The organism is Stenotrophomonas sp. STEN087, from assembly GCF_056759115.1.
Window position 1 is genome coordinate 14,445 of record NZ_JBRRCR010000053.1, and the last position, 13,072, is coordinate 27,516.

Genomic DNA, 13,072 nt, shown 5'->3' on the forward strand with positions numbered 1-13,072 from the left:
TGAATTACTTCGAATACAGCTCGACGATCAGCGCTTCGTTGATGTCCGCAGGCAGATCCGAACGATCCGGAACAGCCTTGAAGATGCCGGTGAACTTGCCGGAATCCACTTCAACCCACGACGGGCTCAGGTCATGCTGGGCGGCGACGGTCAGGGCTTCCTGGACGCGCAGCTGCTTGGCAGCCTTTTCAGACAGAGCGATGGCGTCGCCAGCCTTGACCTGGTACGAAGCCAGGTTGACCGACTTGCCATTCACGGTGACGCCGCGGTGCGACACCAGCTGACGGGCAGCCGGACGGGTCACGGCGAAGCCCATGCGGTAGACGACGTTGTCCAGGCGGGTTTCCAGCAGCTGCAGCAGGTTCTCGCCGGTGTTGCCCTTCTTGGTCGAGGCCTTCTTGTAGTAGTTGCGGAACTGACGCTCCAGCAGGCCGTAGATACGCTTGACCTTCTGCTTTTCACGCAGCTGGGTGGCGTAGTCGGACAGCTTGCCCTTGCGGGCAGTGGCGCCGTGCTGGCCGGGCTTCTGCTCCAGCTTGCACTTGGAGTCCAGCGCACGCGCCGGGCTCTTCAGGGACAGGTCGGCGCCTTCGCGACGGGCGAGCTTACAGGTAGGACCGATATAACGAGCCATTTCTTATCGCTCCCTTTAGACGCGACGCTTCTTCGGCGGACGGCACCCGTTGTGCGGGATAGGCGTCACGTCGATGATGTTGGTGATCTTGTAGCCGACGTTGTTCAACGAACGCACGGCCGACTCACGGCCCGGACCCGGACCCTTGATGCGGACTTCCAGCGACTTCACGCCGTAGTCCAGCGCAGCACGACCAGCCTTTTCAGCAGCCACCTGGGCAGCGAACGGGGTCGACTTGCGCGAACCGCGGAAGCCAGCGCCACCGGAGGTCGCCCACGACAGAGCGTTGCCCTGGCGGTCGGTGATGGTCACGATGGTGTTGTTGAACGAAGCGTGGACGTGGGCAACGCCGTCGGTGACGACGCGCTTGATCTTCTTCTTGGTCTTAGCAGCAGGCTTAGCCATTTATAGGTCCCTTACTTCCTGATCGCCTTGCGCGGGCCCTTGCGGGTGCGGGCGTTGGTACGGGTGCGCTGGCCACGCAGCGGCAGGCCGCGACGGTGACGCAGGCCGCGGTAGCAGCCCAGGTCCATCAGGCGCTTGATCGCGATGCCGATTTCACGGCGCAGATCGCCTTCCACGATGTACTTGCCGACTTCGGCGCGCAGGCGCTCGATTTCCGGCTCCGACAGATCGCGGATCTTGGTGGTCGAAGCAACGCCTGCGACTTCGCAGACCTTCTTCGAACGGGTACGGCCGATGCCGTAAATGCTTTGCAACCCGACCCAGACGTGCTTCTGGGCTGGCAGGTTGACGCCTGCAATACGCGCCATGACGCGGTTCTCCAGCTGAGTGATGGCCGACAGCGCGCCTCGGGCACGCCAATCCGGCAGGATGGATCAAAAAAGTGAACTAGCGATACTAACAAGGTTCCGGTTTACATGGAAGCCCGTGAAACAATGAAGTTTCATGGACCCGGCCTGGGGAGTGTGCCCAGGCTCCGGCGCCGGACAAGGTTGGACCTGGGTTTCCCCGGGGCCGCCCGCGCTACTCCAGCGCAGGACCACCTCGTCACACCCCCACCCGGAACCGCTGCGGGGGCCGCCCTTCGTTTGTGTGGCCAGAGTCCGCGAAGCGGAGGACCATCACGTCAGGAAGACGAAAGTATAACAGGCTTATCAGCCGCGGGCAAAACCGCCGCGGTTGCCGCCCTTCAGGTTGGCCTTCTTCAGCAGGCTCTCGTACTGGTGGGACATCAGGTGCGCCTGCACCTGGGCGATGAAGTCCATCACCACCACCACGACGATCAGCAGCGAAGTACCACCGAAGTAGAACGAGGCGTTCAGCTGCGTGCGCATCAGTTCCGGCAGCAGGCAGACGATCACCAGGTAAGCCGAACCGGCGGCGGTCAAGCGGGTCAGCACGCCGTCGATGTAGTCGGCGGTGGCCTTGCCCGGACGGATGCCCGGAATCAGCGCGCCCGACTTCTTCAGGTTGTCGGCGGTTTCCTGCGAGTTGAACACCAGTGCGGTATAGAAGAACGCGAAACCGGTGATCAGCGCAGCGAACACGATCATGTGCAGCGGCTCGCCCGGGCCCAGGGCGTTGGCGACCTTCTGCAGGGTCTGGCCGACGGCGCTCTGGTTGGCGGCCTGGCCGGACCACATGGCCAGGGTGGCCGGGAAGGCCAGCAGGCTCGAGGCGAAGATCGCCGGGATGACGCCAGCCATGTTCAGCTTCAGCGGCAGGAACGAGGTCTGGTTCATGTACGCGTTGCGACCGCCCTGGCGGCGCGCGTAGTTGACCGTGATCCGGCGCTGGCCGCGCTCGACGAACACCACGAAGAAGGTGAAGGCGAGGACGACGATGGCGATCAGCAGCAGCTGGATGAACTGGATGTTGCCGTCGCGGTAGGCGTCGAAGGTGTGGATGACCGCACCCGGCAGGCCCGCCACGATACCGGCGAAGATGATCAGCGACACGCCGTTGCCGATGCCGCGCTCGGTGACCTGCTCACCGACCCACATCAGGAACATGGTGCCGGCGGTCAGCGCGACCACGGCGGTGAGCACGAAGCCCATGCCCGGTGCGTAGACGACCGGAGCGCCCGACGGTGCCACCTGGTTCTGCAGCGCCAGAGCGATCGAACCGCCCTGCACCACCGCCAGCAGCACGGCGCCGATGCGCGAATACTGGGTGATCTTGCGACGGCCGGACTCACCTTCCTTCTGCATCGCCTTCAGGGCGGGGAAGATGTGGGTGGCCAGCTGCATCACGATCGATGCCGAGATGTACGGCATCACGTTGAGCGCGAAGATGCTCAAACGGTGCAGGGCGCCGCCCGAGAACATGTTGAACATGTCCACGATGCCGCCGCCCTGCTGTTGCATCATGGCAAGCATGGCATCGGGATTGACGCCCGGCACCGGCACATAACAGCCGATGCGATAGACGATCAAAGCCCCGACGACGAACAGCAAACGTTGGCGAAGTTCAGTGAACTTGCCCATTCCGCCCGCGAGGTTACCGATGCCAGCTTGCGCCATGATTTCTTACTCCGTCACGCTGCCGCCGGCAGCTTCGATTGCAGCCTTGGCACCGGCCGTGGCAGCAATACCCTTCAGGGTGAACGCCTTGGTCACTTCGCCCTTGACGACGACCTTGGCCTTCTTTGCAGTGCTCGGGACCAGCTTGGCAGCACGCAGGGCGGCGAAGTCGATCTCGCCGGCCGGCAGCTTGTCCAGCGCGTACAGCAGCACTTCAGCGGTGTCCTTGGCGATCGGCGAACGGAAGCCGATCTTCGGCAGACGACGCTGCATGGGGGTCTGGCCGCCTTCGAAGCCAGCCTTGATCTTGCCGCCACCCTTACGGGCGAACGAACCCTTGTGGCCGCGGCCGGCAGTCTTGCCCAGGCCCGAGCCGATACCACGACCGACGCGGGTACGCTCGGTGCGGGCGCCCGGTGCCGGGCTCAGTTCATTGAGACGCAGAGTCATGATCGATTACTCCTCAACCTTGACGAGGTAGTGAACGGTGTTGATCAGACCGCGAACCTGCGGGCTGTCCTTCAGTTCACGGACATCGTTGAGCTTGTTCAGGCCCAGGGCACGCACCGACAGGCGGTGACGCGACTGGGTACCACGCAGGCCGCGCACCAGGCGCACCTTCACAGTCTTGTTGGACTCATTAGCCATGGTTGAGTTCCTCCACCTTCTTGCCGCGCTTGGCCGCGATGCGAGCCGGCGACTGCGCAGCAGACAGGCCCTTCACGGTGGCACGCACCAGGTTGATCGGGTTGCGCGAACCGGTGGCCTTGGCCAGCACGTTCTTCACGCCAACCGCTTCCAGCACGGCGCGCATGGCACCGCCGGCGATGACGCCGGTACCTTCGGAAGCCGGCTGCATGAACACGCGGGCTGCGCCGTGACCATCCTTGATGGTGTGCCACAGGGTGCCGTTGTTCAGGTCAACGCTGACCAGGTTCTTGCGAGCCTGTTCCATCGACTTCTGGATGGCGACCGGCACTTCGCGCGCCTTGCCATAACCGAAACCGACCTTGCCTTCGCCGTCGCCGACCACGGTCAGGGCGGTGAAGGTGAACTGGCGGCCACCCTTGACGGTCTTGCTGACGCGGTTGACCGCGACCAGCTTTTCGATCATGCCGTCGTCGACTTTCTCTTCGCGGTTACGGTCGCGATCGCGACCCCGCTGCTGACGTTCTTCTGCCATCTTGATTCCTTGGTAGTTTGGGTATGTACGGCTCGAGGCCGCTTATGGTTGTGGAGTACCGCGTTGGTGCGGTGGGCCGCTGCAGAAGAGCGGCGCCGCCCCGCCTCACTCAGGCGGGCGAGCAGGCGGACAGGGGACGCGAGGTCCCCTGCCCTTATCCCTTAGAACTGCAGGCCGGCTTCGCGGGCGGCTTCTGCCAGGGCCTTGATGCGGCCGTGGTAGCGGTAGCCCGAACGATCGAAGGCAACCTTCTCGACGCCGGCGGCCTTGGCGCGCTCAGCGACGATACGGCCGACCTTGGCGGCGGCATCGGCGTTCTTGCCGTTCTTCAGGCCTTCCATGACGTCGGACTGGGTGGTGTTGGCGGCAGCCAGCACCTTGGAACCGTCGGCGGTGAAGACCTGGGCGTACAGGTGCTGGCCGGTGCGCAGCACCGACAGGCGGGCGACGCCGAGCTCACGGATGTGGGCGCGGGTCGACTTGGCGCGACGCAGGCGGGCGATGTTCTTGTTCATGATTTTTTTCCCTTGAAAGCGGAAGAGCCTAATTAGGCCTTCTTGGCTTCCTTACGGATGATGACTTCGTCGGAGTACTTCACGCCCTTGCCCTTGTACGGTTCCGGCTTGCGGAACGCACGGATCTTGGCGGCGACTTCACCGACGACCTGCTTGTCAGCGCCCTGCACCAGAATCTCGGTCTGGGTCGGGGTGGTGATGGTGATGCCTTCCGGCGCCACGAACACGATCGGGTGCGAGTAACCGAGCGACAGGCTCAGGTCCTTGCCCTGCATGGCAGCACGGTAACCCACGCCGACCAGCTCCAGCTTGCGCTCGAAGCCTTCGGAAACACCCTTGACCATGTTGGCCAGGATGGCGCGGACGGTGCCGGTCAGCGGGACCAGGTCAGCGTTCTCGGTGCTCAGGGTAGCAACGCCGTTGTCGACGTTGATGGCAATGCCAGCCGGCTTCGGCAGCGACAGGGTGCCCTTCGGGCCCTTGACGGTGACGGAATCGGCCTGGACGTTCAGTTCAGTCTTACCCAGGGTGACGGGCTTCTTGGCTACGCGGGACATAGTATTACTCCTTTCGCCTTAGGCCACGAAGCACAGGACTTCGCCGCCGACGCCCAGCTGGCGCGCCTGCGCATCAGTCATGATGCCCTTGGAGGTGGAAATGATGGAGATGCCCAGGCCGTTCATGACCTTCGGCAGCTCGCTCTTGCCGCGGTACTGGCGCAGGCCCGAACGCGAGAAGCGCTTCAGGGTCGCGATGACCGGCTTGCCTTCGAAATACTTCAGCACGATTTCCAGCTCGGACTTGTTGTTTTCCAGCTGGGTCACGCGCAGGTCGGTGATGTAACCCTCGTCCTTCAGGACCTGGGCGATCGCAACCTTGATCTTGGACGACGGGGCTTTCACCGTCTGCTTGCCAACCGCGGCCGCATTCTTGATGCGGACCAGCAGGTCGGCGATGGGATCAGTCATGCTCATATGAGTACCTTTGAGTGCACCGATATCCGCTTTCGCGAAAATCTGTTGTCTCCTGGAAACGGGCCAGGTCCCTTGTTGCGGCAGGCCATCGGCCTGCCCTGCTACCCCGTTTGCACAGAGCAAGACGCGGGAGTATACGCCAAAAGAGCCCGGCTTGCGCCGGGCTCCCTGGTTTTTTTGCGTCGGGAAGGCTGAATGCCTCCCCTGCCCGGTTCAGGAACCCCCGGAGGGGCTCCTGATCACAGGGCCGGCTGGGATTACCAGCTGGCCTTGCGCAGACCCGGGACGTCGCCACGCATGGTGGCTTCGCGCAGCTTGTTACGGCCCAGGCCGAACTTGCTGTAGACGCCACGCGGACGACCCGACAGTTCGCAACGGTTGCGGTGGCGGCTCGGCGACGAATCGCGCGGCAGCTTGGCCAGCTTGGTTGCGGCGTCGATCTTCTCTTCGTAGGTCGCGTCCACGGAGGACACGATCTTCTTCAGAGCCGCACGCTTTTCAGCGTACTTCTTTGCCAGCTTTTCCCGCTTGATGTCGCGGTTGACCATGGAGGTCTTTGCCATTTCGGATTCCTCGACGGATCAGTTACGGAACGGGAACTTGAACGCTGCCAGCAGCGCCTTCGCTTCCGCATCGGTCTTCGCAGTGGTGGTGATGGCGATATCCATGCCGCGGATCGCGTCGACAGCGTCGAAGTCGATTTCCGGGAAGATGATCTGTTCCTTCACACCCATGTTGAAGTTGCCGCGACCGTCGAAGGAACGACCGGACACACCACGGAAGTCGCGCACGCGCGGCAGCGAGATGTTGATCAGGCGATCCAGGAACTCGTACATCTTGTGGCGACGCAGCGTGGTCTTGCAGCCGATCGGCCAACCATCACGGATCTTGAACGACGCAACCGACACACGCGACTTGGTGACAACCGGCTTCTGGCCGGAAATCTTGGTCATGTCGCCGACGGCGTTTTCCAGGATCTTCTTGTTGGTGGCCGCTTCGCCGACACCCATGTTCAGGGTGACCTTGACAAGCTTCGGCACTTCCATCGGATTGGTGTAACCGAACTGCTTCATCAGCGCCGGTACCACTTCTTCCTTGTAGAACTTTTCGAGACGGGAACTCATCTTCTCATTCCTCAGGCGTCGAGCGCCTCACCGCTGGAGCGGAACACACGCAGTTTGCGTCCATCCTCCAGCACCTTGAAGCCAACGCGTTCGCCCTTGCCCGAAGCCGGGTTCAGCACATTCACGTTGGAGATATGGATCGAAGCTTCGCGCTCGACCACGCCGCCGGCAACACCTGCCTGCGGGTTCGGCTTGGTGTGGCGCTTGACGATGTTCACGTTGCCGACGACCACACGGTCGCCGTCGACGCGGACGACTTCGCCCTGCTTGCCCTTGTCCTTGCCGGCGTTGACGACAACCTGGTCGCCCTTCTTGATACGGTTAGCCATGATTATCTCCTGTCGCTCACAGCACTTCGGGAGCGAGCGAGACGATCTTCATGAACTTCTCAGAGCGAAGTTCACGAGTCACCGGCCCGAAGATACGGGTGCCGATCGGCTCCTGCTTGTTGTTGAGCAGGACGGCAGCGTTGCCGTCGAAGCGGATCAGCGAACCGTCGGCGCGACGCACACCCTTGCGGGTACGCACCACGACGGCGTCATACACTTCACCCTTCTTGACCTTGCCGCGCGGAATCGCATCCTTCACGGTGACCTTGATGATGTCGCCGATGCCGGCGTAACGGCGCTTGGAACCACCCAGCACCTTGAAGCACATCACCTGCTTGGCACCCGAATTGTCCGCGACGTCAAGGTAGCTCTGCATCTGGATCATGATTCAGCTCCTTATTCAGCCGCGCGCGTGATGACTTCCACCACGCGCCAGTTCTTGGTCTTGGACATCGGAGCAATCTCGGTCACGCGGACGACATCGCCTTCCTTGCAGGCGTTGTCGGCATCGTGGGCGTGCAGCTTCGTCGAGCGCTTGATGTACTTGCCGTACAGCGCGTGCTTGACCTGACGCTCAACCAGGACGGTAACCGTCTTGTCCATCTTGTTGCTGACGACACGGCCTTCGACCGTGCGCAGCGCCTTGTTTTCGATATTGTCGCTCATAGCGGCCGTCCTTACTTCTTGCTGCCGAGCAGCGTCTTGACGCGAGCAATCTCGCGACGGACGCGGCGGATATCGTGAGTCTTCGGCAGCTGGCCGGTGACCTGCTGCATACGGACAGAGAACTGTTCCTTACGCAGGTCGATCAGGTGGGCCTTCAGTTCGTCAGCCGACTTTTCACGGAGAGTTTTCAGTTCCATCAGCGCACCGTCCGGGTCACGAAAGTGGTGGTGACCGAGAGCTTGGCGGCGGCCAGGCGGAACGCCTCGCGTGCCACTTCCTCCGAGACACCCTCGATTTCATAGATCATGCGGCCGGGCTGGATCTGGGCCACCCAGTATTCCACGTTGCCCTTACCCGAACCCATTCGAACTTCGATGGGCTTCTTGGTGATGGGCTTGTCGGGGAACACACGGATCCACATCTTGCCGCCGCGCTTCACGTAGCGGCTGATCGAGCGGCGGGCCGCTTCGATCTGACGCGCGGTCAGCTGACCGTGGGCGGTTGCCTTGAGGCCGTATTCGCCGAAGCTGACAGCGTTGGCGCTCCAGCTCAGGCCGTCGTTACGGCCCTTGTGCACCTTGCGGTACTTGGTTCGCTTGGGTTGCAACATTGTCGTTACCTCGCTTCACGAGCCGGGCGCTGACGGTCACCGCGGTCGCCGCGATCGTGACGATCGTTGCGCGACGGGGTGTCGTCCTGCTTTTCCTGGCCAACCTGGGAGAAATCGAAGACCTCGCCCTTGTAGATCCAGACCTTGATGCCGATGATGCCGTAGGTCGTCTTGGCTTCAGCGAAGCCATAGTCGATGTCGGCACGCAGGGTGTGCAGCGGCACGCGGCCTTCGCGGTACCACTCCGAACGGGCGATTTCTGCACCGTTGAGGCGGCCACCCACGTTGACCTTGATGCCCAGGGCACCCAGGCGCATCGCGTTGCCAACCGAGCGCTTCATGGCACGGCGGAACATGATGCGGCGCTCCAGCTGCTGGGCGATCGACTCGGCAACGAGCTGAGCGTCCAGTTCCGGCTTGCGCACTTCGGTGACGTTGATGTGCGCCGGGACGCCCATCATCTCGCTCACTTCCTTGCGCAGCTTCTCGATGTCCTCACCGCGCTTGCCGATCACCACGCCCGGACGGGCGGTGTGGATCGTCACGCGAGCGGTCTTGGCCGGACGCTCGATCAGGATCTTGCTGATGCCGGCCTGAGCCAGCTTCTTGCGCAGCATTTCGCGCACTTTCAGGTCGGCTGCCAGGTAACCAGCGAACTCGGCCTTGTTGGCGTACCACTTGGAGTTCCAGTCCTTGGAAATGCCGAGGCGGATACCAATCGGATGAACTTTATGACCCATGGTCTTTTCCTTATCCGCTTACTTGGCGGCGCCCACAACCACAGTGATGTGGCTGGTGCGCTTGAGGATGCGGGTACCGCGGCCTTTCGCCCGCGCCATGAAACGCTTCAGGGTCGGACCTTCATCAACCATGATGGTCTGAACCTTCAGCTCGTCGACGTCGGCGCCCTGGTTGTTCTCGGCATTTGCAATAGCCGACTCCACCACCTTCTTGATCAGGTGGGCAGCCTTCTTGTCCGAGAACTTCAGCAGGTTGACCGCACGTTCGGCCGGCAGACCGCGCACCTGGTCAGCGACCAGACGAGCCTTCTGCGGGGAGATGCGCGCAGTGCGCAGGATGGCTTTCGCTTCCATTGTCATCTCTCCTTACTTACCCGACTTCTTGTCACCACCGTGACCCTTGAAGGTCCGGGTGATGGCAAATTCGCCGAGCTTGTGGCCGACCATGTTCTCGTTGACGAGAACCGGGATGTGGTTCTTGCCGTTATGCACGGCAATGGTGACGCCTACCATGTCAGGCAGGATCATCGAACGACGCGACCAGGTCTTGACCGGACGCTTGCTACCCGCAGCGGCAGCCACCTTAGCAACCAGGTGGTGATCGACAAACGGGCCCTTCTTGAGTGAACGTGCCATGGTCGATTAGCCCCTACGATCGCGGACGATGAACTGCTGAGTGCGCTTGTTATGGCGCGTCTTGTAACCCTTGGTCGGGACACCCCACGGGGTGACCGGATGCGGATTACCCTGGCCGGCCTTGGCCTCACCACCACCGTGCGGGTGGTCAACCGGGTTCATGGCAGCACCACGAACGGTCGGGCGGACGCCGCGCCAACGCTTGGCACCGGCCTTGCCCAGCTTTTCCAGGCTGTGCTCGTCGTTGCCGACTTCGCCGATGGTGGCGCAGCACTCGACCGGAACCTTACGCATTTCACCCGAGCGCAGGCGCAGGGTGGCGTAGATGCCTTCGCGGGCAACCAGCTGCACGGCCGCACCAGCGGCGCGGGCGATCTGAGCGCCCTTGCCGGGCTTCAGTTCGATGCAGTGGATGGTGGTACCGACCGGGATGTTGCGCAGCGGCAGGGTGTTACCAGCCTTGATCGGGGCGTCCGAACCAGCGATCACCTGATCACCAGCCTTCAGGCCCTTCGGGGCGATGATGTAACGACGCTCGCCGTCGACGTAGCACAGCAGGGCGATGTGGGCGGTGCGGTTCGGATCGTATTCGATGCGTTCCACGCGCGCCGGGATGCCCAGCTTGTTGCGCTTGAAGTCGATGATGCGGTAGTGCTGCTTGGCACCACCACCGACGTGACGCACGGTGATGCGGCCATGGTGGTTACGACCACCCGAGCGGCTCTGCGACTCGACCAGTGCGGCGTGCGGAGCACCCTTGTGCAGGTCGGGGGTAACCACGCGCACGGCCGAACGGCGGCCGGGGGAAGTGGGCTTGAATTTCATCAATGGCATGGGATGTACCTCAGGCCTTGGCCGTTACATCGATCGACTGGCCGTCGGCCAGGCGAACGTACGCCTTACGCCAATCGCCGCGGCGGCCAGCACGGTTACGGAAGGACTTGTTCTTGCCCTTGACGTTGACCACGTTGACAGCCTCGACCTTGACGCCGAACAGCTGCTCAACCGCGGCCTTTACATCGGCTTTGGTGGCTTCGTTCGAAACTTCGAAGGCATACTGGTTGGAAAGTTCCTGAATGCGAGCGGTCTTTTCGGAGACACGCGGGGCACGCAGCACGCTGAAGATTTTTTCGTTGCTGTTCATGCCAGCCACTCCTCGACCTTCTTGACCGCATCAGCGGTGATGACGACCGTGTCGGCACCGACCAGCGACACCGGGTCCAGACCCTGGACGTCACGCACCTGCACGTACGGCAGATTGCGAGCGGACAGGTACAGGTGCTCGGAGGCTTCTTCAGTGACGATCAGCGGGCGCTTGCCCACTTCCAGGCCGGCCAGCTTGGCGATCAGACCCTTCGTGTTGGTCACTTCGACATCGAAGGACTCCACGATGGTCAGACGGCCCTGACGGTTCAGCTCGGACAGGATCGCGCACATGGCGGCACGGTACTGCTTACGATTGACCTTCTGCTCGAAGCTGCGCGGCTTTGCCGCGAAGGTGACACCGCCGCCGACGAAGATCGGAGCCGTCAGTGCGCCATGACGCGCGCCGCCGCCCTTCTGCTTCTTCGACTTCTTGGTGGTACCTGCCACTTCGGAGCGAGTCTTCTGCGCCTTGGTGCCGGCGCGACCGGCGTTGCGGTAAGCAACGACGACCTGGTGGACCAGATCTTCGCTGAAATCGCGACCGAACACGGCGTCGGAGACCGAGACCTTGTTGTTGCTACCCGTGATAACGAGTTCCATCGTCATCTCTCCTTATGCCTTGCTCGCCGGACGGACGATCACGTCGCCACCCGCCGCGCCCGGAACGGCGCCGCGAACCGCGATCAGACCGCGTTCGACGTCGACCTTGACAACTTCCAGGTTCTGGGTGCTCTGCTGCACGGAGCCCATGTGACCGGACATCTTCTTGCCCGGGAACACGCGACCCGGCGTCTGGCGCTGACCCAGCGAACCCGGCGCGCGATGCGACAGCGAGTTACCGTGGGTAGCGTCACCCATACGGAAGTTGTAGCGCTTGATGGTGCCCTGGAAGCCCTTACCCTTGGTGACACCCTGGACGTCGACGATCTGGCCGACTTCAAAGATGTCCGCCTTGACTTCGCCGCCGACGGCGAAATCGCCGAGCTGCGCGTCTTCAACGCGGAATTCCCACAGGCCACGACCCGCTTCCACCTTCGCCTTGGCGAAGTGGCCGGCTTCCGGCTTGTTGACCAGGGCAGCGCGACGAGCGCCGACGGTCACCTGCACGGCGCTGTAGCCGTCGGTTTCGACGGTCTTGATCTGCGCGATGCGGTTGGGGGTTGCTTCGATCAGGGTCACCGGGATGGAGCGGCCATCTTCGGTGAACACGCGGCTCATGCCAGCCTTGCGGCCCACGAAGCCCAACGAATACTTCTTCGTCATGGTCGTAGTCCTCAGGTCAGCTTGATCTGAACGTCGACGCCGGCAGCCAGTTCGAGCTTCATCAGCGCGTCCACGGTCTTGTCATTCGGGTCAACGATATCGAGCACGCGCTTGTGCGTGCGGGTCTCGTACTGGTCACGCGCGTCCTTGTCGACGTGCGGGGAGACGAGGATGGTGTAACGCTCGATCTTGGTCGGCAGCGGGATCGGTCCACGCACTTGCGCGCCGGTCCGCTTGGCCGTCTCAACGATCTCGCTGGCCGAACGGTCGATCAGACGATGATCGAACGCTTTCAGCCGGATCCGGATCTTTTGGTCCGCCATGGCGGTAGGTTCCTTCGTTAAAAGAGCGACAGACAAAGCCTCTGGGTTGCTTTGTCCCATGAAATCCCTGAATACGGACGGCCCGCACTCCTGCAGGCCGACAAGGTCAATCCGTAGACCTCAAAAACGTAGGCAGACCTAGAAACAGGCCTGCCCAGACGACGAAGCATAATGGCACGCAAGGCAGCTGTCAACAGTTTCCTGTTGACGCCGCCTGAATGGCATTGACCCTTCCTGGTCCGGGGAACACAAGGCACATCCTGTGCCTACTTTCCCGTTTGATACGCCCCGATGCCCTACCCAGGCAACATCGGGGCGCAGAGTGTAGCAGATTACTCGATGATGGTGGAGACCACACCGGCGCCGACGGTACGGCCACCTTCGCGGATTGCGAAGCGCAGGCCGGCGTCCATTGCGACCGGGTTGATCAGGGTGACAACCAT

The 13,072-nt window shown here is 62.3% G+C and carries 26 protein-coding genes; all 26 read right to left on the bottom strand.

The window, feature by feature from the left end:
• Nucleotides 1–4: 4 nt before the first annotated feature.
• Complete coding sequence (rpsD, locus tag ACVOK1_RS13945; protein WP_004145446.1) at nucleotides 5–634, bottom strand: 30S ribosomal protein S4; 630 nt, start codon at nucleotides 632–634, stop codon at nucleotides 5–7.
• A gap of 15 nt (nucleotides 635–649) precedes the next feature.
• A complete protein-coding gene (gene rpsK, locus ACVOK1_RS13950; RefSeq protein WP_004145443.1) occupies nucleotides 650–1,039 on the bottom strand; it encodes a 30S ribosomal protein S11 in 390 nt (129 codons plus the stop codon).
• An 11-nt stretch (nucleotides 1,040–1,050) separates the two neighbouring features.
• Entirely contained in the window at nucleotides 1,051–1,407 is a 357-nt protein-coding gene (gene rpsM / locus ACVOK1_RS13955; RefSeq protein WP_004145437.1) for a 30S ribosomal protein S13, read from the bottom strand.
• Nucleotides 1,408–1,752: 345 nt separating this feature from the next.
• Nucleotides 1,753–3,120 (bottom strand): preprotein translocase subunit SecY, encoded by a 1,368-nt coding sequence (secY, locus tag ACVOK1_RS13960; RefSeq protein WP_079220761.1) that lies wholly within the window; start codon nucleotides 3,118–3,120, stop codon nucleotides 1,753–1,755.
• 6 nt (nucleotides 3,121–3,126) lie between these two features.
• Nucleotides 3,127–3,570, bottom strand: coding sequence for a 50S ribosomal protein L15 (gene rplO, locus ACVOK1_RS13965; RefSeq protein ID WP_004154498.1), 444 nt, complete (start codon nucleotides 3,568–3,570; stop codon nucleotides 3,127–3,129).
• A gap of 6 nt (nucleotides 3,571–3,576) precedes the next feature.
• Nucleotides 3,577–3,768, bottom strand: coding sequence for a 50S ribosomal protein L30 (rpmD, locus tag ACVOK1_RS13970; protein ID WP_004154497.1), 192 nt, complete (start codon nucleotides 3,766–3,768; stop codon nucleotides 3,577–3,579).
• Nucleotides 3,761–4,303, bottom strand: coding sequence for a 30S ribosomal protein S5 (rpsE, locus tag ACVOK1_RS13975; RefSeq protein ID WP_004145411.1), 543 nt, complete (start codon nucleotides 4,301–4,303; stop codon nucleotides 3,761–3,763). Before rpsE ends, rpmD begins: the two co-directional genes overlap by 8 nt.
• Nucleotides 4,304–4,464: 161 nt before the next feature.
• Nucleotides 4,465–4,818: a 50S ribosomal protein L18 gene (rplR, locus tag ACVOK1_RS13980; protein ID WP_481562420.1), complete on the bottom strand. Its 354-nt coding sequence runs from the start codon at nucleotides 4,816–4,818 to the stop codon at nucleotides 4,465–4,467.
• 32 nt (nucleotides 4,819–4,850) lie between these two features.
• Nucleotides 4,851–5,375 (bottom strand): 50S ribosomal protein L6, encoded by a 525-nt coding sequence (rplF, locus tag ACVOK1_RS13985; RefSeq protein ID WP_108767852.1) that lies wholly within the window; start codon nucleotides 5,373–5,375, stop codon nucleotides 4,851–4,853.
• A gap of 18 nt (nucleotides 5,376–5,393) precedes the next feature.
• On the bottom strand, nucleotides 5,394–5,792 hold the full coding sequence (gene rpsH, locus ACVOK1_RS13990) for a 30S ribosomal protein S8 (RefSeq protein WP_005408210.1): 399 nt from the start codon (nucleotides 5,790–5,792) through the stop codon (nucleotides 5,394–5,396).
• Nucleotides 5,793–6,049: 257 nt separating this feature from the next.
• Nucleotides 6,050–6,355 carry a 30S ribosomal protein S14 gene (gene rpsN, locus ACVOK1_RS13995; RefSeq protein ID WP_079220758.1) on the bottom strand — a complete coding sequence of 102 codons (306 nt, stop codon included), beginning with the start codon at nucleotides 6,353–6,355 and terminating at the stop codon, nucleotides 6,050–6,052.
• 18 nt (nucleotides 6,356–6,373) lie between these two features.
• A complete protein-coding gene (gene rplE / locus ACVOK1_RS14000; RefSeq protein WP_079220757.1) occupies nucleotides 6,374–6,916 on the bottom strand; it encodes a 50S ribosomal protein L5 in 543 nt (180 codons plus the stop codon).
• Nucleotides 6,917–6,927: 11 nt separating this feature from the next.
• Entirely contained in the window at nucleotides 6,928–7,245 is a 318-nt protein-coding gene (gene rplX / locus ACVOK1_RS14005) for a 50S ribosomal protein L24 (protein ID WP_079220756.1), read from the bottom strand.
• A gap of 16 nt (nucleotides 7,246–7,261) precedes the next feature.
• Nucleotides 7,262–7,630: a 50S ribosomal protein L14 gene (rplN, locus tag ACVOK1_RS14010; RefSeq protein WP_010483978.1), complete on the bottom strand. Its 369-nt coding sequence runs from the start codon at nucleotides 7,628–7,630 to the stop codon at nucleotides 7,262–7,264.
• 11 nt (nucleotides 7,631–7,641) lie between these two features.
• Complete coding sequence (gene rpsQ / locus ACVOK1_RS14015) at nucleotides 7,642–7,911, bottom strand: 30S ribosomal protein S17 (RefSeq protein ID WP_079220755.1); 270 nt, start codon at nucleotides 7,909–7,911, stop codon at nucleotides 7,642–7,644.
• An 11-nt stretch (nucleotides 7,912–7,922) separates the two neighbouring features.
• Nucleotides 7,923–8,108, bottom strand: coding sequence for a 50S ribosomal protein L29 (gene rpmC / locus ACVOK1_RS14020; RefSeq protein ID WP_108767851.1), 186 nt, complete (start codon nucleotides 8,106–8,108; stop codon nucleotides 7,923–7,925).
• Complete coding sequence (gene rplP / locus ACVOK1_RS14025; protein ID WP_004154486.1) at nucleotides 8,108–8,521, bottom strand: 50S ribosomal protein L16; 414 nt, start codon at nucleotides 8,519–8,521, stop codon at nucleotides 8,108–8,110. Before rplP ends, rpmC begins: the two co-directional genes overlap by 1 nt.
• A 5-nt stretch (nucleotides 8,522–8,526) precedes the next feature.
• Nucleotides 8,527–9,261, bottom strand: coding sequence for a 30S ribosomal protein S3 (gene rpsC / locus ACVOK1_RS14030; protein WP_004145350.1), 735 nt, complete (start codon nucleotides 9,259–9,261; stop codon nucleotides 8,527–8,529).
• Between the two features lie 18 nt (nucleotides 9,262–9,279).
• Nucleotides 9,280–9,615: a 50S ribosomal protein L22 gene (gene rplV, locus ACVOK1_RS14035; RefSeq protein WP_004145348.1), complete on the bottom strand. Its 336-nt coding sequence runs from the start codon at nucleotides 9,613–9,615 to the stop codon at nucleotides 9,280–9,282.
• 12 nt (nucleotides 9,616–9,627) lie between these two features.
• Nucleotides 9,628–9,897, bottom strand: a complete 270-nt coding sequence (rpsS, locus tag ACVOK1_RS14040; RefSeq protein WP_108767850.1) for a 30S ribosomal protein S19 — start codon at nucleotides 9,895–9,897, stop codon at nucleotides 9,628–9,630.
• A 6-nt stretch (nucleotides 9,898–9,903) separates the two neighbouring features.
• Nucleotides 9,904–10,731 (bottom strand): 50S ribosomal protein L2, encoded by an 828-nt coding sequence (gene rplB / locus ACVOK1_RS14045; protein ID WP_004145339.1) that lies wholly within the window; start codon nucleotides 10,729–10,731, stop codon nucleotides 9,904–9,906.
• 10 nt (nucleotides 10,732–10,741) lie between these two features.
• Complete coding sequence (rplW, locus tag ACVOK1_RS14050; protein WP_079220754.1) at nucleotides 10,742–11,041, bottom strand: 50S ribosomal protein L23; 300 nt, start codon at nucleotides 11,039–11,041, stop codon at nucleotides 10,742–10,744.
• Nucleotides 11,038–11,643, bottom strand: coding sequence for a 50S ribosomal protein L4 (gene rplD / locus ACVOK1_RS14055; RefSeq protein WP_004145337.1), 606 nt, complete (start codon nucleotides 11,641–11,643; stop codon nucleotides 11,038–11,040). Before rplD ends, rplW begins: the two co-directional genes overlap by 4 nt.
• A 12-nt stretch (nucleotides 11,644–11,655) precedes the next feature.
• Nucleotides 11,656–12,306 carry a 50S ribosomal protein L3 gene (gene rplC, locus ACVOK1_RS14060; RefSeq protein WP_059066096.1) on the bottom strand — a complete coding sequence of 217 codons (651 nt, stop codon included), beginning with the start codon at nucleotides 12,304–12,306 and terminating at the stop codon, nucleotides 11,656–11,658.
• Between the two features lie 11 nt (nucleotides 12,307–12,317).
• Entirely contained in the window at nucleotides 12,318–12,629 is a 312-nt protein-coding gene (rpsJ, locus tag ACVOK1_RS14065) for a 30S ribosomal protein S10 (protein ID WP_010341589.1), read from the bottom strand.
• Between the two features lie 332 nt (nucleotides 12,630–12,961).
• On the bottom strand, nucleotides 12,962–13,072 hold a 111-nt coding region (locus tag ACVOK1_RS14070; RefSeq protein WP_481562421.1), incomplete at its 5' end, for an EF-Tu C-terminal domain-related protein.